At 66.8% G+C, this 17,407-nt stretch carries 21 protein-coding genes; 11 read left to right on the top strand and 10 right to left on the bottom strand.

Annotated elements, in window-relative coordinates; translation table 11 throughout:
* Positions 1–8: 8 nt before the first annotated feature.
* Both VFQ64_RS00280 and VFQ64_RS00275 read left to right on the top strand, forming a co-directional pair.
* A complete protein-coding gene (locus VFQ64_RS00280; protein ID WP_325101292.1) occupies positions 9–1,064 on the top strand; it encodes a ribonucleotide-diphosphate reductase subunit beta in 1,056 nt (351 codons plus the stop codon).
* Between the two features lie 291 nt (positions 1,065–1,355).
* On the top strand, positions 1,356–1,913 hold the full coding sequence (locus VFQ64_RS00275; RefSeq protein WP_325101291.1) for a hypothetical protein: 558 nt from the start codon (positions 1,356–1,358) through the stop codon (positions 1,911–1,913).
* A 325-nt stretch (positions 1,914–2,238) separates the two neighbouring features.
* On the opposite strand, the gene VFQ64_RS00270 is transcribed toward VFQ64_RS00275, so the two are convergent.
* Complete coding sequence (locus tag VFQ64_RS00270; protein ID WP_325101290.1) at positions 2,239–2,589, bottom strand: GIY-YIG nuclease family protein; 351 nt, start codon at positions 2,587–2,589, stop codon at positions 2,239–2,241.
* A gap of 140 nt (positions 2,590–2,729) precedes the next feature.
* On the opposite strand from VFQ64_RS00270, the gene VFQ64_RS00265 reads away from it, so the two are divergent.
* A complete protein-coding gene (locus VFQ64_RS00265; protein ID WP_325101289.1) occupies positions 2,730–3,278 on the top strand; it encodes an alpha/beta hydrolase in 549 nt (182 codons plus the stop codon).
* Positions 3,275–3,784, top strand: coding sequence for a hypothetical protein (locus VFQ64_RS00260; protein ID WP_325101288.1), 510 nt, complete (start codon positions 3,275–3,277; stop codon positions 3,782–3,784). The genes VFQ64_RS00265 and VFQ64_RS00260 overlap by 4 nt, the downstream gene beginning before the upstream one ends.
* Before the next feature lie 32 nt (positions 3,785–3,816).
* Here the strand turns inward: VFQ64_RS00260 and VFQ64_RS00255 are convergent, their stop codons facing one another.
* From VFQ64_RS00255 to VFQ64_RS00245, 4 genes are all read right to left on the bottom strand, one after another.
* Entirely contained in the window at positions 3,817–4,053 is a 237-nt protein-coding gene (locus tag VFQ64_RS00255) for a hypothetical protein (protein ID WP_325101287.1), read from the bottom strand.
* 13 nt (positions 4,054–4,066) lie between these two features.
* The gene (locus VFQ64_RS00250) at positions 4,067–4,780 is read right to left on the bottom strand and encodes an EAL domain-containing protein (RefSeq protein WP_325101328.1); all 714 of its coding nucleotides are present in this window, start codon (positions 4,778–4,780) and stop codon (positions 4,067–4,069) included.
* A 227-nt stretch (positions 4,781–5,007) separates the two neighbouring features.
* The gene (locus VFQ64_RS15565) at positions 5,008–5,292 is read right to left on the bottom strand and encodes a UrcA family protein (protein WP_414712842.1); all 285 of its coding nucleotides are present in this window, start codon (positions 5,290–5,292) and stop codon (positions 5,008–5,010) included.
* 179 nt (positions 5,293–5,471) lie between these two features.
* Entirely contained in the window at positions 5,472–6,314 is an 843-nt protein-coding gene (locus tag VFQ64_RS00245; RefSeq protein ID WP_325101286.1) for a hypothetical protein, read from the bottom strand.
* Positions 6,315–6,529: 215 nt separating this feature from the next.
* Between VFQ64_RS00245 and VFQ64_RS00240 the strand changes: the two genes are divergently transcribed.
* From VFQ64_RS00240 to VFQ64_RS00225, 4 genes are all read left to right on the top strand, one after another.
* On the top strand, positions 6,530–7,258 hold the full coding sequence (locus tag VFQ64_RS00240; RefSeq protein ID WP_325101285.1) for a LuxR family transcriptional regulator: 729 nt from the start codon (positions 6,530–6,532) through the stop codon (positions 7,256–7,258).
* 193 nt (positions 7,259–7,451) lie between these two features.
* Complete coding sequence (locus VFQ64_RS00235; protein ID WP_325101284.1) at positions 7,452–7,943, top strand: polymer-forming cytoskeletal protein; 492 nt, start codon at positions 7,452–7,454, stop codon at positions 7,941–7,943.
* A 38-nt stretch (positions 7,944–7,981) separates the two neighbouring features.
* A complete protein-coding gene (locus VFQ64_RS00230; RefSeq protein ID WP_325101283.1) occupies positions 7,982–8,320 on the top strand; it encodes a hypothetical protein in 339 nt (112 codons plus the stop codon).
* Positions 8,317–9,567, top strand: a complete 1,251-nt coding sequence (locus tag VFQ64_RS00225) for an SH3 domain-containing protein (RefSeq protein WP_325101282.1) — start codon at positions 8,317–8,319, stop codon at positions 9,565–9,567. The genes VFQ64_RS00230 and VFQ64_RS00225 overlap by 4 nt, the downstream gene beginning before the upstream one ends.
* 6 nt (positions 9,568–9,573) lie before the next feature.
* Here VFQ64_RS00225 and VFQ64_RS00220 read toward each other — a convergent pair whose 3' ends face one another.
* Positions 9,574–12,207 (bottom strand): EAL domain-containing protein, encoded by a 2,634-nt coding sequence (locus VFQ64_RS00220; RefSeq protein WP_325101281.1) that lies wholly within the window; start codon positions 12,205–12,207, stop codon positions 9,574–9,576.
* Positions 12,208–12,831: 624 nt separating this feature from the next.
* Positions 12,832–13,251 carry a hypothetical protein gene (locus VFQ64_RS00215; protein ID WP_325101280.1) on the bottom strand — a complete coding sequence of 140 codons (420 nt, stop codon included), beginning with the start codon at positions 13,249–13,251 and terminating at the stop codon, positions 12,832–12,834.
* A gap of 198 nt (positions 13,252–13,449) precedes the next feature.
* Between VFQ64_RS00215 and VFQ64_RS00210 the strand changes: the two genes are divergently transcribed.
* Positions 13,450–13,806, top strand: a complete 357-nt coding sequence (locus VFQ64_RS00210; protein WP_325101279.1) for a PRC-barrel domain-containing protein — start codon at positions 13,450–13,452, stop codon at positions 13,804–13,806.
* 12 nt (positions 13,807–13,818) lie between these two features.
* Positions 13,819–13,959, top strand: a complete 141-nt coding sequence (locus VFQ64_RS00205) for a hypothetical protein (protein WP_325101278.1) — start codon at positions 13,819–13,821, stop codon at positions 13,957–13,959.
* A 26-nt stretch (positions 13,960–13,985) separates the two neighbouring features.
* Here VFQ64_RS00205 and VFQ64_RS00200 read toward each other — a convergent pair whose 3' ends face one another.
* Both VFQ64_RS00200 and VFQ64_RS00195 read right to left on the bottom strand, forming a co-directional pair.
* Positions 13,986–14,195 (bottom strand): addiction module antidote protein, HigA family, encoded by a 210-nt coding sequence (locus tag VFQ64_RS00200; RefSeq protein WP_325101277.1) that lies wholly within the window; start codon positions 14,193–14,195, stop codon positions 13,986–13,988.
* Between the two features lie 78 nt (positions 14,196–14,273).
* Positions 14,274–14,582: a type II toxin-antitoxin system RelE/ParE family toxin gene (locus VFQ64_RS00195; protein ID WP_325101276.1), complete on the bottom strand. Its 309-nt coding sequence runs from the start codon at positions 14,580–14,582 to the stop codon at positions 14,274–14,276.
* Positions 14,583–14,707: 125 nt separating this feature from the next.
* Between VFQ64_RS00195 and VFQ64_RS00190 the strand changes: the two genes are divergently transcribed.
* On the top strand, positions 14,708–14,926 hold the full coding sequence (locus tag VFQ64_RS00190) for a hypothetical protein (RefSeq protein ID WP_325101275.1): 219 nt from the start codon (positions 14,708–14,710) through the stop codon (positions 14,924–14,926).
* A gap of 246 nt (positions 14,927–15,172) precedes the next feature.
* Here VFQ64_RS00190 and uvrB read toward each other — a convergent pair whose 3' ends face one another.
* On the bottom strand, positions 15,173–17,362 hold the full coding sequence (gene uvrB, locus VFQ64_RS00185; protein WP_325101274.1) for an excinuclease ABC subunit UvrB: 2,190 nt from the start codon (positions 17,360–17,362) through the stop codon (positions 15,173–15,175).
* Positions 17,363–17,407: the final 45 nt, after the last annotated feature.

Here is a 17,407-nt window from a genome sequence, read left to right as displayed (position 1 = left end):
GTAACCCCATGTCCCTCCTCCACGCCTCCAAGCAGTACAAGCCGTTCGAATACCCCTGGGCGTTCGAGTTCTGGAAGCGTCAGCAGCAGCTCCACTGGCTTCCCGAAGAGGTGCCGCTGGGCGAGGATTGCCGCGACTGGGCGCAGAAGCTGTCGGACCACGAGCGCAACCTGCTCACCCAGATCTTCCGCTTCTTCACCCAAGCCGATGTTGAGGTGCAGGACTGCTATCACGAGAAATACGGCCGCGTCTTCAAGCCGACCGAGATCAAGATGATGCTGACCTCCTTCTCCAACATGGAGACGGTGCACATCGCCGCCTACTCTCACCTGCTCGACACCATCGGCATGCCCGAGAGCGAATACGGCGCCTTTCTCGAATATGCCGAGATGAAGGAGAAGCATGATTACATGCAGAACTTCGGCGTCGACAATGACGAGGACATCGCGCGTACGCTCGCCATGTTCGGCGGCTTCACGGAAGGGGTGCAGCTGTTCGCGTCCTTCGCGATGCTGATGAACTTCCCGCGCTTCAATAAGATGAAGGGCATGGGCCAGATCGTCACCTGGTCGATCCGCGACGAGACCCTGCATTGCGAGGGCATCATCAAGATGTTCCACACCTTCTGCCAGGAGCGCCAGTGCCTGACCAAGGCGGTCAAGGACGACATCGCCGACGTCTGCCAGACGACGATCCGGCTGGAGGACAATTTCATCGATCTCGCCTTTGAGATGGGCCCGGTCAACGGCATGACCCCCAAGGAGATCAAGAAGTACATCCGCTACATCGCCGACTGGCGTTTGAACCAGCTCGGGCTGAAGCCGATCTACATGATCGACGAACACCCCCTCCCCTGGCTCGCGCCGATGCTCAACGGCGTCGAGCACGCCAACTTCTTCGAACAGCGCGCGACCGAATATTCCAAGGCCGCCACCAAGGGCCAGTGGAACGAGGTCTGGGACTCGTTCGACAAGCGCCAGAAGGCGAAGGCCGGCCCGGCGGCGAACGATGCGCCGGAGGACAGCGCGGACATGTTCGCGCGGGCGGGCGTGGCGGCGGAGTAGGGTGCGGGCGGCCTGCTCTAGCGCAATCTAGGGCAGGACTCGCCACGGCGGGCAGCGGGACCGGCGCAGCCGGTCACGTCTGACGGCGTGGCGGATCAACGAAAGGCGTTCGCTAGTTAGAAGAAATTGCGCCGCTACATGACCAACTGCACAGGTAGCGACCCTACATAACGCTTCCTTTATGTGTCACGCTTATGCAGAACATAAAGCGAACGGAACAGACCGTGGCCATTATCCGCCATGCGTGCGGTTTAAGCTAGACGAGCTAAGCGGCTTCGTCTAAGAAGCACTATGGCGTCCTTCGATGAAGCCCTTGCCGCATACCGTACCCGCATCGGGCAGTTGCTCGATGCGAAGCGCTCTTACGAGCGGCGAGCCGAAGAGTATGCCCAGGAAGCCGCACTACTAGACGCGCGGATCAAGGGCCTGATGGAAGCGAAGGAGCTCCTGTCGGCTGAGGCGCTGGGTCGGTCGGAGGCGGTTGAAGTTATTTATGCCCCTCGCCGACGCCAGCGCAGCCTGACCGGGCATTGGCAGCAAATCATGCAGCTCGTGGATGGCGACGACGGGTTTGGCTATGATGATTTGGCAGAAGCCGTTGCGTCAGTCGGGCATGACGCAAATCGCGATACACTGCGCTCGCAGATGTCACTTTATAAAAACGGCGGCTTGGTCGAGTCTAAAGGAGACGGCCGATTTCGGCTGACTGAGGCCGGACGCCGTGCTGCTGGGATTGCTGGGGACCAGTCCCCGAACGAGAATGGGCCGGTCTCCGCCGGCTCAGACGACCGGGACGGGGGAGGTACGAACTCCCCCGCACCCGATTTTGAACCCCAAACCAACCACTAGGAAGGTAGGTGCCAGCGTGACGGCGATATTAGGACGATAGCCGGTTAAACCGGCAGGCCCCGGCCGCCACGCCGGGGCCTTACCTATATATTCGTGACGAAACCGTCAATTCGAAGGATATTGGTGAAATGGCAGGAAAAGGTGGCGGGAAACCGCCGACGCCGCGCGATAGCGGCAAAACTCCCTCGTCAATCGCTGGCCGTGTGCTCGGCGGAGGGAAGCCGAGCCCGACCGAGGCCCGCATTCTTGCGGCCTCCGTCATGTCTCAGAACCAGAAATCATAAGCCACAAGGCACACTCCACCTAGCGACGTAGTGCGCCGAACTCAGCGTGTGGGCGTCTGGACAAATCCAGACACTTGCACGCTGTTTCCGCTAATGAGAGCACTCAATTGCGGTAAAAGCGCATTCGTCTTCCAGTCGCGATGCCAGCGCTTGAGCTGCTTCTCGCGCAGGATCGCGTGCTCCATGTCGCCGAAGAACTCGACATGCACCAGGCGGGTGACGCCGTAGCGGCTGGTGAAGCCCTTGATCTGCTTCTCGCGGTGCTGCCACCAGCGACCGAGCGGGTCCGAGGTGACGCCGATGTAGATGGTGCCGCGGCGCTGGCCGGCCAGGATGTAGACCGTTGGCGTTCTTACCCTCATGCCGCCGCCCCCTTTGCCGCCGTCGCGCATGGATGCTGAAACGAGTTCAGCATGACGGAGGGCAGGCGGCAAGCCTACGCCACCCCGCCATCCCGTCGCCCGCTCGTCGCACCCACCGGACCCCACGCCCCAACCCCGCGTTGTCCCCCGAAACAGGGGGCGCAAACCGGATGCCGGTCGACTGCAAGATCTTCGTCGGCGGCGGGTTCGACGACCACGTCACCCACATCGTCGAGAACTACGCCGCGCGCTACGCCACCGCCAACCCCGCCGCGCAGGTCCACTACCATAGCTGGAAGCGCGGGGGTGCCATTCGCGCCATCATAGACGGCCTGACCCCGCAGGATCGCGTGACGCTGATCGGCCACAGCTATGGCGGCGATACTGCCTTCTCCGTGGTCACGGCAACGGCGCGCGCCGTCGACATCCTGGTCTCCATCGACCCGGTCGGCCGCTTCCGCCCCGCCTGGACCACGATCCGCGCCAAGGCGCGCGTCTGGCTCAACGTCCGCGCGGAGCCCAGCGCGGAACGCCGGACCTTCGACGACACCATCGCCTGGATCGGCGGCCAGTACCCGCGCCCGCCCGCGCCCGGTCAGGCGGGCGCGCCCGACTTCGGCATCATCGCCAATGCCACCCACGGCGCCTTCAGCACGATGATGAACGCGAGCATGGCCGGGCGCAGCGGCCGGCAGCTGCTGGGGGGCAACCCCGCTTGAGCCGGCCGCTCCGCATCGCGCTGCTGAGCGTGGTCGCCCTCCTGGCCGCGGCGGCGCTCGCCTTCTGGCTGCTCTTTCCACGCCATCGCATCGCCCCGGTGACCATCGCCGGTGTCACGCAGACATCGCAGCGGATCGACGTGACCTTCTTCGCACCGGAGGACCTAGATCGGCTGCGCAAACGGCTGCGCGTCGGCTTCATCACGGCCACCCTGTTCGCCTGCGACGATCGCGAAACCGCGACCCGGGAGGTGGTGACGCAGGGCGACGGCTATTTTATCGACCGAGGGCGGGTCGAGAAGCGCCAGCCGATCGACAATCAGGGTCACAAATACGGCGCGACCTTCGATGCGACCTTGGCGCGCACCGACGATAACGGCCGCATCCGCCTCATCCCCCCCGCCGCGGCACCCGGCGGCCTGTGCTTCGCGCTGGAGGGCGGCAGCCAGTTCACCGGCCGGATCTGGTCCGACCCGATACGCCTGCCGGCCCGATCCGGTCCTTAGCCTATCTGCGCCGCCCGATGCCGCGATGCGGCTCAGCTCGGATGCGCGACGGTCTCGGCCGCATCGTCTTCCGGCGTCGCATCGTCGGCGCGCTCGGCCTCGTCGAGCCGCATCTGCTCGTACGCGATCTCCAGGTCGGCGACGCCCGAGCCGGTGGGCTGGATCGGCAGATCGGCGAAATCTTCCGGCGGGGTGTCGGCGGGGTTCGGATCGACCATCATTCTCTCCTCGGCATGGTGCCACGGCACGAACGCACGTCGCGCGCGCATAGGCCCACTCCGATCAGGCGGTGCGGCGTTGCCGCTCCGAATCCAGCGTCATCGGCGGCAGCGCCTCAAATGCCGGCCTGGCGAAGTAATAGCCCTGAAGATAGCGCACCCCGATCGTCCGCAGCGCGTCGAACTCGCCCTCGGTCTCGACGCCCTCGGCGATGACGGTGACACCGAGCGCGGCGCACATCCGGGTGACGGCCTCCACGATCATCCGGCGCGGCAGGCTGGTGTCGATGCCGCGGATCAGCTCCATGTCGAGCTTGATGATGTCCGGCTGGAACCGTGCAAGCAGATTTAGGCCGGCATGGCCCGCGCCGAAATCGTCGAGCGCGGTGCCGAAGCCCATCTTCTGATAGGTCGCGATGATGTTGGCGACATGGCCTGGATCGACCATCTCTTCGTTCTCGGTAAACTCGAAGATCAGCCGGTCGGTCGGAAAGCCGACCCGCTTCGCAGTCTTTAGCGTGAGTTGGATACAGGCGGCGGGCGAATAGACGGCGTTGGGCAGGAAGTTGATCGACAGCCGCGCCCCCGTCGCGATCAGCCCGGCCGCGGCCGCCGCCTCGATGGCCTTGACCCGGCATTGCTGGTCGAAGGCATAGCGGTTGGCGGCCGAGACCTGCGACAGCACGCTCGCAGCACCCTCGCCGGCGGGACCGCGCACCAGCGCCTCGTAGGCGAAAGGCGCGCCGGTCAGGATGTCGACGATCGGCTGGAACGCCATCGAAAAGGCGAAGTCGAGCTCCGCGCCGTTTCGGCAGCCGGCGCAAGGCGCGTTGGGAACGTTGGCCATGTCGCCGATATCGCACCGAACCCCTAATAATCCGCTGCCACGGGGCTCTGCGCTTTGGAAGACGCGTAAAAATCTCGTGTGCTCGCAGTGTGAGCACCCTGTGCAGAGCCGCCGGAACGTGCGACGCTCGGACGTTTCGAACAGCGGGAGCGGAGCGGTCAGCGGGCGGAGAGCTGGTGGCTCACTGGCAGCCTGGCGGCGGCAACGACCTGCCCGATCCGAACGGCGGCTTGCTGCCGTGTCTGCGCTATGCAAGCCGACCTCCACGCCAACGCCTCCATCGTTCGGCCACCGACATCGCAGACCCTCCGGGTGGCGATCGCTACCCGACGCTCCAGACGCCGCACGTCGGCATCCCGAGTCAGGTCGAGATCGCTCGATCTCACCTCCATCGTCAGGCGGTCGTCGGTGGCGAGCCCCAGGGCCGAGACCGGGGGCGGCAAGTGCGAAAAGTCCAAGCAGGAAGCTCATTTCATGTCCCATCGACGCTGTCGCGAGGAGATGATCGCGACCGGATAGACTCTGGCGGCACGGCGGTGGCGGAGCATCCCCCCTAGTTCCGGGGGGGGGGGGGACATCGGCCGGCACGAACCCCCGTCGCCGGCGCCATGACGGGCCCGCGCTAGCCCGTTTTCCTCGTGACATGCACCGTCCGGGTCCAGCCCGATCGCGACGGCTCGCCGCGAAGGTGCGAGCGGCGCCAAAAGGTGCGACCCAAGCGGTTCACCATGTGTCCGCGCACCGTGTGCAGCCTGGCCGGTTCACGGTCGCCGCTGGTTTCCCAAGCCTGTGCGCTCTGGCCAGTCGATAGCTCAAGCCGAACCTCGATATGATCCAGCAAAGGCGGCTTGCCCTTGCGCCGACGCTGTCGGTTGAGGCGCGTAAGATCGACATCGCGTTTGTTTAGGCAGGTGCGCTCCGCCAGCAAGGCCGAGAAGGCGAAGGCGAACTCCAGCCCGGGAAGGACATTCGCGATGATCTGGCCGGCAGCCGAGCGTGCCGCTGCCGGCGGCAGGCTGTCCATGTGCCGCTGCCATCCAGGCGCCACCGCAAACGTCAGGTTGGCGGCAAGAGGGTGCGACCCGGGCCGCAAGGCCCACGTGCCGCCCGGCGCATCTGCCGCCATCGCCTCGTCATCGAGGTCGAAGCCGGCGATCATCTGCGCGACCACCGGCTCGCCGGTCTTCTGCTCCCAGAAGGTCGTCAGCCGCCCGCTGCGCCCGCGATCGCAGGCCTCGACGAGAACGCCGCTCCGCGAGCCTGACATGGCATCGGCGGAGGGCTCGCATGGCCATTCCAGCCAGAATGCGGAGGTTGGCAGGCGCAGGAACTCATTGCGAGGGATCAGCATGCCGCGCTCGGTCCTCAGCAAGGATCGGCAGTAGGACTCGACGTTGGCGTCGACGATGAACCGCGTCTGGCATGCGTCGATGGTGGTAGAGAACTGGCCCGCGCCCGGCAGCAAGTAGCGTCCCGTACCATCCTCGATGTCGATTGCCGACGCCGCCTGTACGACCTGATCGAGAAGCTTCACTGCCCCAGTTCCCGGGCGCGAACCCCGCGCCTTTCAGGACTCTGATGCGGGCGGGAGGGTGCCGCACCCCCCCTAGTTGAGGGGGGTTCCGCAAGTGGCATAGTCCGCTAAGACACCTGTCGGGCGCCTGGTCGCGCCGGAGGACCATGGTGTCGATCCCACCCGAAGCGGTCTGGCGCGCGTTCGATGTTCTGGCCGCGATGCGGCGATGTGCGACACGCGACGAGCTGGACGCGGCCATGGCCGAGGCGCTGGGCGGGATCGGGCTGCCCTGGTTCAGCCTCGCCCGCTTCTTCGCACGCGACGGCACCCCGGCGACGGCGGTGCTGCAGGGGCGGTTCGAGCCCGGCTGGGCCGAGCGGTACGTCGAGCAGAACTACGCCGCATCGTCACTGATCGCGCGCGAGCTGCTTACCCGCAGCGACGCCTATTCCTGGAGCGAGGTCCTCGCCCGCACCGGCGACCCGGTGCAGGACCGCATATTCCACGAGGCCCGCGAGCACGGGTTGCGCGACGGCCTGTTCACGCCGATCCGGTGGACCGATCACAGCTATGCGGCCGTGGTCACCGCCGGACACGACGCGGAGCTCGACGATCCCGTATACCGCACCATGACCGAGGTCCTGTCGACCTATTACGCACATGAATGCCGCCGGCTGGGCGTGGCGCCACCGCCCGCGGGTACGATCCTCAGCCCGCGACAGCGAGATTGTCTCGCCTGGGTCCGCCACGGCAAGAGCTCGACCGACATCGCCGAACTGCTGGGGATTTCCGCTCAAACCGTGGAGGAGCATGTTGCCGAGGCATGCAGGAAGCTGGGGGTGAGAACGCGGGTCCAGGCGGCAGTCGAAGCGAGCCTGCTGGGCATCATCTAGCCACCCACGCCGATATGGCGTCGAACGGCCGCGTCGGTCTGCAGGACCATCGCCGTCCCGGCGGCAGGCCGGCCGCCGTGCACAAGGTCAGGCGTCCCGAAGCAAGACAGCGCCACGCCGACCGCTGTTGCCAGAACGCGATTCGGATGCGAGCGTGAATCCAGTATTAACGCCAACAACTCGGGGACAAGAGATGGCTCAGGAACAGGCGCGCAGCAATGTCGGCGCGGTCGCCAGCGGATCGGCTCAGGGGCAGGAGGCAGCAGCACCCGCGGCGGCCTCGGTGATGGGCCGCGACATCCTGGTGACCGGCAATATCGAGGCGACGGTCGATCTGATGATCGAGGGCCGCGTGGTCGGCGACGTCACCTGCGCGACGCTGGTGCTGGGTGTGGAGAGTTCGGTGGTGGGGACGATCCGCGCCGACCGCGTCCGCATCTCCGGCAAGGTCGAGGGCGCCCTCGACACCACCGACCTTGCCATCGAGGCGACCGCTCAGGTCAAGGGCGACATCAGCTATTCGCGCATCCGCGTCGCCAACGGCGCGATCGTCGAGGGGTCGTTCACGCATCGCCCCGCACCGGCGGAGGAAATGCCGGAGACCAAGCTGAAGCTGGTCGACGTGCAGCCCACGACGCCGGCCGCGCCGGTAGTGCCCGCCAAGCCCGCCAAGGTCTTCGAGTGACCGCACAGGACGCGATCCTCGACGTCTGAGGCGGTAACATGGGCAGCGTGACCTATATCGACGAGCATCGGGAGTTCGCGGAAGCGTTTTCCGAACTGGCCGGCATCCTCGACCGCGCCTGTGCCGGAAGCCTTTCCGACCGCAAGCTGGCGCAACGCTATACCGATTGCCGGCAGACGCTAATCGGGCAGCACGAGCGTTCCTCAGTGCCCGGGTTCGTCGTCCAGTGCGTCTCACTTTACCGCTTCGTCGAGTTCATCACGCTGTACCATCCCGACATCTCGCAACGGCGCGCCTTCATCGCGCGCGAACTGGGGCGCCCACCGGCGAAGCGGGCGACAGCGCGCGGGATCGACATCTTCGACGCGCCACTATGACGACAGGCACCCCCGATCGGCGGGCGGCGCGGCCGCTGCTGTGTCAGCTCGGGCGGCATGCGCCCGAACGGCTGCCGATCTGGAACGACGGCTATTATTTCTCCCGGTGTCGGCGGTGCGGCGCCGATATCGTCAGGCCGCTCGACGGCGGGTGGCAGATCCCCAGTGGCTTTCGCGTCGTCTGGCAGGGCGGACGCCCCGCCGACGAACCGACGCCGCTGCTGAAGCCCGAGGCGCCGGTGCGCGTCGCAGAGCCGATGGAAGAGCCTTCGGAACCGGCGATGGTCGCGGCGCCGCCGATCGCCGAGGCGGACGAAGACCCGCCTCTGAAAAACGACGAGGCGGTCGAGACGCAGGCGACAACCGAACCCGTTTGGGCGCGATCGGAAGCCGACGAGCCCGTCCCGTCCGGTCCGGGCGAAGACGTGTTCCCGATGGCTGCCGATCCGATCGAGATCGAGCAGGCGGCTAAGGAGCAGCCGACACCGATGGTGCCGGACGAGGTGCCGACACCCGAACCCACCATGGAGGAAGAGCTGCCGGCACCGACTTCGACACGAAGATCGCTGATCCCGGACTTCATGGATGACGGCGCCGCGGCACGCCCGATCGCGAGTGGCATTCGCACGGACGACCGGGTGCCGCCGCCACCAGCCTCGCGCTTGGGCGACGGTGTCAACGCGGCCAGCTTGTCCTCGATGTTCCGCCGCATCGCGGACGCCCGCGAGCGGGAGCAGGAAGCCGAGTCCGGCAGCGTCTGGCGCAGCCGCCGTTTCGGCGCCGCCGCCGCGCTGGCCTTTGTCGCCGGTGCTTTCAGCGTCTGGGCGTTGGGCCTGACGGACGCCACCCGGCCGGCAGCGCCGCCGGCCGAGTATCGCATTCCAGCGTCTGTCACCGGAGGGCCACAGGTGGCCTCGCCCGCAGCCGGGGTGGCGGCGCGTCGATCGGCCGGTACGGACGACGCAGCCGACGCGGAGCGACGCGCGACGGTGATCGCCCGAGCCGATGCCGGGCGCGTGGGGGCAGGGGACAACAAGCGCGTCGCGCGAACCGATGCTGGCGGCGACCGGGTTGTGACCGCAAGTGTGCTGAACTGCCGCAAGGCGCCCTCGACCCAGGCGTCGGTGAAACTGAAGATGGTGCGCGGCGTCCCGCTGACCGCGTCCCGCCAGAGTGGCGAGTGGTCCTACGTCGTCCGGCGCGGTCACCAATGCTGGGTGCAGACCAAGTTGATCGGGCCGCGCTGACGGGGCTCAGCCCGCAATGCGCCGGAGCTTCGGGCTCGCCTGATTGAGACGCTCGAGGTTGAAGCTCTCCGCGAACTCGAGACCCGCGCGGCCGTCATGGGCCCAGCGCACCCGCGCCGCGAACATCTGATCTTCCACCAATTCGATCAGCACCTCGACGCCTTCACCGTCGCCGTCGAACTCGATGCCGTCGACCATAGCACCGGTCGACGAGATGTTGCGGATGCGGACATCGCCCTCGGCGCCGTTGATCGACAGCCGGGCGGAGCGCAGCATCTTGGTGCGTGGGCTGCGGCTGACGCGGTAGCCGTCCGGCGAGGCGTCGCCCGCGCCTTCGCCGAGCTGGCGCAAGACCTCCTCGACGCGCACCGGCTTGCCGTAGATATAGCCCTGGATGTGGCTGCAGCCGAGGCTGCGGACGAGCTCGATCTCGTCCTCGATCTCGACACCCTCGGCGGTGGTCTCCATCCCCAGCGTGTCGGCCAGGGTGACGATCGCCTTGATGATCGCGCTGTTGCGGCTGCCCGGCTGGGCGGCGCCCTTCACGAAGCTCTGGTCGATCTTGATCTTGTCGAACGGCGCGGTGCGCAGATAGCCCAGCGAGGAATAGCCGGTGCCGAAATCGTCCAGCGCGAGGCGGACGCCCAGCGCCTTGAGCGCGCGGAACATGGCGTCGGACGACTGCTTCTCGTCGAGAAACACGCCCTCTGTGATCTCCAGCTCGAGCCGGTCGGGCGCGAGGCCGGAACGCGCGAGCGCGTTAGTCACGAGCGAGGGCAGCTGTGGATCAGCGAACTGGATCGGCGAGACGTTCACCGCGACGCGCACCGCCTGCGGCCAGCGGCTCGCTTCCATGCACGCGGTGCGCAGCACCCACTCGCCGATCGCCCCGATCAGGCCGGTCTCTTCGGCCACCGGGATGAATTCGGCGGGCGACACCAGCCCGCGCGTCGGGTGTTGCCAGCGCACCAGCGCCTCATAGCCGACGATCTTGGCGTCCTTGGTCGAGACGACCGGCTGATAGGTGAGGTGGAACGCGCCGGTGGCGATCGCCTGGCGTAGGTCGTCCTCAAGCTGCTGACGGCTCTGCGCGCCGACTAGCATCTCGGCCGAATAAAAACGGTGCACGCCACGCCCGTCGCCCTTGGCGGCATACAGCGCCAGATCGGCATTGCGGGTCAGCGTCTCGGCATCGTCGCCGGGCTTCACCGCCAACGCGATGCCAATCGAACCGCCGATCGAGATCGAGGCGCCCTGGATGAAGTAGGGCTGCGAGATCGACTTGATCAGGTCGCGCGCGAGGATCGTCAGCGCCTCGCGGTTGTCGATGCCTGGCAGCAGCACCTGGAACTCGTCACCGCCGAGTCGCCCCACCATGCCGGCGTCACCGACGCCGCGCTGCAGACGCTGCGCCACCTGCTTCAGCAGCGTATCGCCGGCCTGGTGGCCGAGCGTATCGTTGACCGCCTTGAACCGGTCGAGGTCGAGCAGGAACAGCGCCACGGGACGGAACGCGCCGCGGGTGTGGGCCAGCGTCTTGTCGAGGCTGAGCCGCATGTGCTGACGATTGGCAAGGCCGGTGAGGCCGTCGAACATCGCCAGCCGCGTGATCTCCGCCTCCGACCGGCGGCGCTCGGTCAGGTCCGAGCCGGAGCCGATGAAACCGACGAAGCGTTCGCCTTCCTCCACCAGCGGACGGCCCGAGATCGACCACCAGCGGTCGTTGCCGGCGCTTTCCGCGGCGCGGACCGGATAATCGTGGAACGAGGTGCGCGACGACATGTGGAACGCGAGCGTCCGCTCCGTGCCGGGAGTGGTGCCGTCCATCTGGAAGACGTCCGTCAGCATCCGCCCCACCGGTGTGACGCCGGCGACCCGCGTCAGCTCCGCCGCGACCGATGCGGACAGATAGGTGAGGCGGCCGGACCGGTCGGCTTCCCAGAACCAGCCGGTGCCCTGGCCCTCGAACTCGGCGATCATCTTGGCCGCCATCCGGCCTTCGCTCGCCTGCGCTGCCTGCGCGATCGCGGCATCGACGTCGTGACGCGCCAGACGGCGGGCACAGGCGCCCAGGCAGCCGAGAAACGCCGCGGCGACCGCGAGGGCCGTGCCGAATCCGGCAAGTCCGAGCAGCGCCACCACCAGCCCGGCGCCGAATCCCAGCGTCGCGGCGCGCACCGGCTGCAACGTGATCGCGGTGATGCCGATCGCGCCCGCGGCGGCGACGAAGCTCCCCAGCTGCGGCGCGCCCGATGGCATCCGCGCCGCCGTCCACAGCAGCATCAACAGCCCGGCCGCGATACCGCCGGCAAAGGTCATCAATACCCGATTAAGCGTATGGATCGGCCATTGCCGCGTCATCGGCAGCGCCAGCAGGCCCCAGATCATTCCGGCCAGCGCGGTGACGAGGCCGACGCCGGCATAGGCCAGCGCGCCGGGCGCGGTGCCCGCATAGGCCGGCATGCCGACCGCGACCGCCGCGCCGACGGCCTGCGCGCTCATCGCGATCGGCCAGACCGCCTTAATCTGGGCAAGATTGATCGCGCCGGCATCGGCCAGCGGCGCGCGCTCGTCCTCTGCAAGCCCGAGCAGAACGGCGGCAGGTACGCGATCACGAGGTTCTGGGCTGAGGCGGAACATGCTGCCGTCTGCTTAGGGCGGCAGGGTTGCAGGAATGCCTAATGCGGATGGTTGACGCCGCGTTTACCTCTCGGAAGCTTTAGCGGTTCGGCACCGCCTGACTAGCCTCGCCTCCCGCTAGGTTGGGCCGACAGGCGTCCGGCCAACGCGCAATAGGACTCCGCGGTCATGCCGCGGGCGAAGCCCGCGCCGTCGTCCGGCGGGTTCGGCTGTGCCGACGCGGGCCCCCCGCTTGCGTGGCTTGGTTGCACCTTCGCTGCAACCCTGCGCGCCGCGCGTGAGAAGGGGCTGCCGAACGGGGTTTCCGTTCGACAGCCCCCTAACATGGTCAGCGGCCGGAGAGCTCCAGCCCGGGAGACCATGAGGCCTCTGCAACCTTTGAACGCGCGCGTTGACTGGAGGAGGATTCCTCCCCCGCACATTCGGCAGTATTAGAAGCCAGTCCCCCGAACGAACTGAACCGACCCCATTGCTGAACCATGAGACATCGGATCACCTCCTTTCGCTTGTTGATAGCCAATACGACCGTCTCCGATCGTGAGCACAATGTGCGGGCGATCCGACCGACTTACAAGTCTTGTTTTGCGGGTGCGAAGTCGTCAGGATCGCCGGCCGCCCCCATGTTCAGAGGCGGCAATCCTCCACAACCCGGCCGATTTCTGCCCAGGCGGGCAGCACCAGCGGCGCCGCACCGGTCTGCGACAGCGCGAAGCGGCCGCGGCTGAACGCCATTGCGTCTAGCAACGGGTCGGCGGGCGTCAGCGTCGCTGCGAGATAGGGCGGCGTACCGCCGGTGGCGCCCGTGGTTACGGTCCGCGCCAAGCTGGTGGTGCGCACAGTAAGCGGCGCGGGGGAGGCGCCCGGGATGGACAGGAACACGCGGCCGCCCTGGCGGTCGCAGCGCAGCACCGCCAGCGCCACCGCTCCGATCTGACCGAACATCGCCACCGAGCCGCGCGTGTCGCGGCTGTATGTCCATGTCCCCGAGGTGACCGGCCACTCCAGCCAATTGGCGGCGACAGGGGGCGGCAGGGGGCGAGGCACGGGCGCGACGACTCGCGGCGGCGGCGGTGGCGCCGGAGCGGGCCGCGTCGGAACGCAAGCAGCGGCAAGCGGGAGCAAAAGAGCGGGGAGCAGACGCATCGCCAGCTCTATGCCCCAGCCTCGCGCGCCCCTCAACCGGCGCTGGTCGCGGGAACCACGCGGTAGGCCGCAGGGTTGGGCGGGAGAGGAGCCGTTCGCATGACCACCACCACCGCCACGCCGACGCTGATGCTGGTGCAGGCCAACGCCGTTCATACGCCCAGGGTGGAGAGCCGGGAAGGCACCGCGATCGGCGCCGTTCACGCCTATATGATCGACAAGGGTTCGGGGCAGGTCAGCCACGCGGTGCTCAGCCTTGGCGGGTTCCTGGGGATGGGTAAGAGCTTCTATCCCGTGCCCTGGTCGCTGCTGCAGTTCGACGCGGTGCGCGACGTCTATGTCGTGACGGTGGAACGCAAGCTGCTGGAGGGCGGGCCGAGCTGGGCGAACAACGCGCCGCAGTTCGACGCCGACTACGCCGAACGGGTAGCGGGTTATTACGGTCGCGCGAGCTGAGGAGGAATGAGGATGGAAAAGGACAATGCCGCGCAGGAGATCGCCGAAGATCTGCTGACCGACCCCGACAAGGACGCCGCCAAAAACCCGCCGCCTGCTCCACCGCAGACGATCGACGCGGAGCCGAGCGGGGCTGGCGCGAGCGACCGCTAGTCGGCGCTTGGCACGGGCAGCGCGAGCTACGCTGCGCGTGGGACGATTCGGTCCAACGCATCCCCTTCGCGTCGAACGACTTCTTCCAGGTCATAGAGGTTCTGCAGACGCAGGAAGAAACCGTCGGACATGCCGAAGTAGCGCGTCAGCCTCGCGTCGACCGCCGCGTCGATCGCACGCCTTGCCGCGAGAAGCTGCGCCAGCGTGTCGGCCGGGATGCCGGCCCCGATCGCCACCTCCCCACCGGGATTTCCGCGCCGATCAGGAAGTCCTCGCGCAGGACGTCGCCCGGATGGACGTTGTCCAGCCGATCGTCAGCCGCGATGATAGTCTTCGATCCCGACATCCTCGGCGCCTCCGTCCGACCAGCGAAAGGTGATCCGCCACTGGTCGTTGATCCGGATGCCATATCGCGGCGGCGCCATGCCTTTCAACTGCTCCAGACGATTGCCTCGCGGGGCCCGCATGTCATCCAGGCGCTCGGCGGCCTCCAGCTGACGCAGTTTGCGTCGGGCGGTCTGTTGGATATCGGGAGGCAGCTTGCGACTGCGCTCGCCCGGCCAGACGCGTTCGGTTTCGGTGTCGACAACCGAGCGGATTATGGTTCCTCCTGATGGAGGCACCTTATTTGGTTGGGCAAGCTCTCGTTGCCGACCTCAGGCTATGCTGCGTTGCGAAAAGGCGTCACTTCCCCCATATACCACTCATCGCGCCGCATTCCCTTCGCGATCCACCCAGGAGATCGCCCATGTCCCGCGCCGTCAACGTCAACGCCACGCCCGCCGAAGTGTCCGCCATGTGCAACAAGCACAAGGCGACGATCAGTGCGATCGAGGCGCTGCCCGCAGGCGGCACACGCGTGGTGCTGATGAACGCGGACGACGCGGCGGTCATCACCAAGGCTTACGCCAAGAAGCTGCTGGCGACGGACGCCGCGCGGACACCGCTGTCGACGCGCTGGCGGTAGCATCCGGGCGACGTCCGGCTTGGATGAAGCGTTTCCCGACGGAACCTTGTTTGATCTAAGGGTCGTCCGACGAGTCGGTGATTCATGCTTGTCAGGCGATGCCGCCCACAGGTCCGCCTCCGCGGCGAAGGCCGGGGTCCAGTTTCGGGCCTGTTCGTGGCGGTGGGCTGACCGCTCATAGTGGGCGCGTGGCACCTGGGCCCCGGCTTTCGCCGGGGAGGCGTGTTACTCAAGCCGTGTCGACAGCTAGGCCCTGCGCCGCGACTTGAACTGCTGGCTTTTGCCGTAGCGGGTCTTGCGAGTGCCGGGCTTGCCCTCGTTGCTGCGGCCCATCAGCGGCGCCTTCTGTTCGTGCGCGGGCAGGCCCAGCTCGTCATTCTCGAGCTGGCGGATCTCGTCGCGCAGGCGGCCGGCGGTTTCGAACTCGAGGTCCGAGGCGGCCTTGCGCATCTGCTTCTCCAGGTCTTCAATATAGGCGCGCAGATTATGACCGACCATGTGCGGGCGGTCGTCGTCGATCGGTACAGTGACCTGGTCGCCCTGTGAGACATGGGCGATGATGTCGCCGATGTTGCGGCGGATGGTCGTCGGCGTGATGCCGTGGATCGTGTTGTACTCCTCCTGCTTCTCGCGGCGGCGCGCGGTCTCGTTCATCGCGCGCTCCATCGAGCCGGTGATGCGGTCGGCATAGAGGATGACGCGGCCGTCGACGTTGCGCGCGGCGCGGCCGATGGTCTGGATCAGCGAGGTTTCGGAGCGCAGGAACCCCTCCTTGTCGGCATCGAGGATCGCGACCAGCCCGCATTCCGGGATGTCGAGCCCCTCGCGCAACAGGTTGATGCCGATCAGCACGTCGTACACGCCCAGCCTGAGGTCGCGGATCAGCTCGATCCGCTCCAGCGTCTCGACGTCGGAATGCATGTAGCGGACCTTGATCCCCGCCTCGTGCATATACTCGGTCAGGTCCTCCGCCATGCGCTTGGTCAGCGTCGTGACGAGGGTGCGGTATCCTGCTTCGGTGGTCTTGCGGCACTCGACGATCAGGTCCTGCACCTGCTCCTCGACGGGCTTGATCTCGACCGGCGGGTCGATGAGTCCGGTCGGGCGGATGACCTGTTCGGCGAAGACGCCGCCGGTCTGCTCCATCTCCCAGCTGCCCGGCGTCGCGGAGACGCTGACCGTCTGCGGCCGCATCGCGTCCCATTCGTTGAAGCGTAAGGGGCGGTTGTCGATGCAGCTCGGCAGGCGGAAGCCGTACTCGGCCAGCGTGATCTTGCGACGGTGGTCGCCGCGCGCCATGCCGCCGATCTGCGGGACGGTGACGTGGCTTTCATCGACGAACAGCAGCGCGTTCTCGGGGATGTATTCGAACAGCGTCGGCGGCGGCTCGCCGGGCAGGCGGCCGGTGAGGAAGCGGCTGTAATTCTCGATGCCGTTGCAGCTGCCGGTCGCGGCGATCATCTCCAGATCGTAATGGGTGCGCTGCTCCAGCCGCTGATGCTCGATCAGCTTGCCCTCCGCCTCCAGCTCTTTCAGCCGCTCGGTCAGCTCGTGGCGGATCGCGTCGGCCGCCTGCTTCATCGTCGGGCCCGGCGTGACGTAGTGCGAATTCGCATAGACGCGGACGTTGTTGAGGCTCGCGATCTTGGTGCCGGTCAGCGGGTCGAACTCGGTGATGCTCTCGATCTCGTCGCCGAAGAAGGAGATGCGCCAGGCGGCGTCCTCGTAATGCGACGGAAAGATCTCCAGATTGTCCCCCTTCACGCGAAAGGTGCCGCGGCCGAAGGCGGCATCGTTGCGCTTGTACTGCAGCGCGACGAGCTTGCGCACGGTCTCGCGCTGATCGGCGACCTCGCCCTTCTTCAGGTCGAAGATCATCGCCGAATAGGTCTCGACCGAGCCGATGCCGTAAATGCACGACACCGACGCGACGATGATGACGTCATCGCGTTCCAGCAGCGACCGGGTCGCCGAATGACGCATCCGGTCGATACCCTCGTTTACCGAGCTTTCCTTCTCGATGTAGGTGTCGGAGCGAGGGACGTACGCCTCTGGCTGGTAATAGTCGTAGTAGCTGACGAAATATTCGACCGCGTTCTCCGGGAAGAAGGACTTGAACTCGCCATAGAGCTGGGCGGCGAGGATCTTGTTGGGCGCCAGGATCAGCGCCGGGCGTTGCAGCGCCTCGATGACCTTGGCCATGGTGAAGGTCTTGCCCGAGCCGGTGACGCCGAGCAGCACCTGATCCTTCTCCCCCGCCAGCGCGCTCTGCACGATCTCGGCGATCGCGGTCGGCTGATCGCCGGACGGCGTGTATTCGCTGACCAGCTTGAAGGGCTTGCCGCCCTCGATCTTGGGGGGGCGGGCCGGGCGATGGGGCACGAAGTTGCCGCCGGTCTCGGGCTCGGCCAGGCTGGTGCGGATTTGTATCGTCATGCCCTTCCGATATGGTGCGGTGACGACGGAGGTGCAATCGCGCCG

The organism is Sphingomonas sp. (assembly GCF_035714405.1).
Lineage (GTDB): Bacteria > Pseudomonadota > Alphaproteobacteria > Sphingomonadales > Sphingomonadaceae > Sphingomonas.
This window is presented reverse-complemented; position numbering and strand designations above follow the sequence as displayed.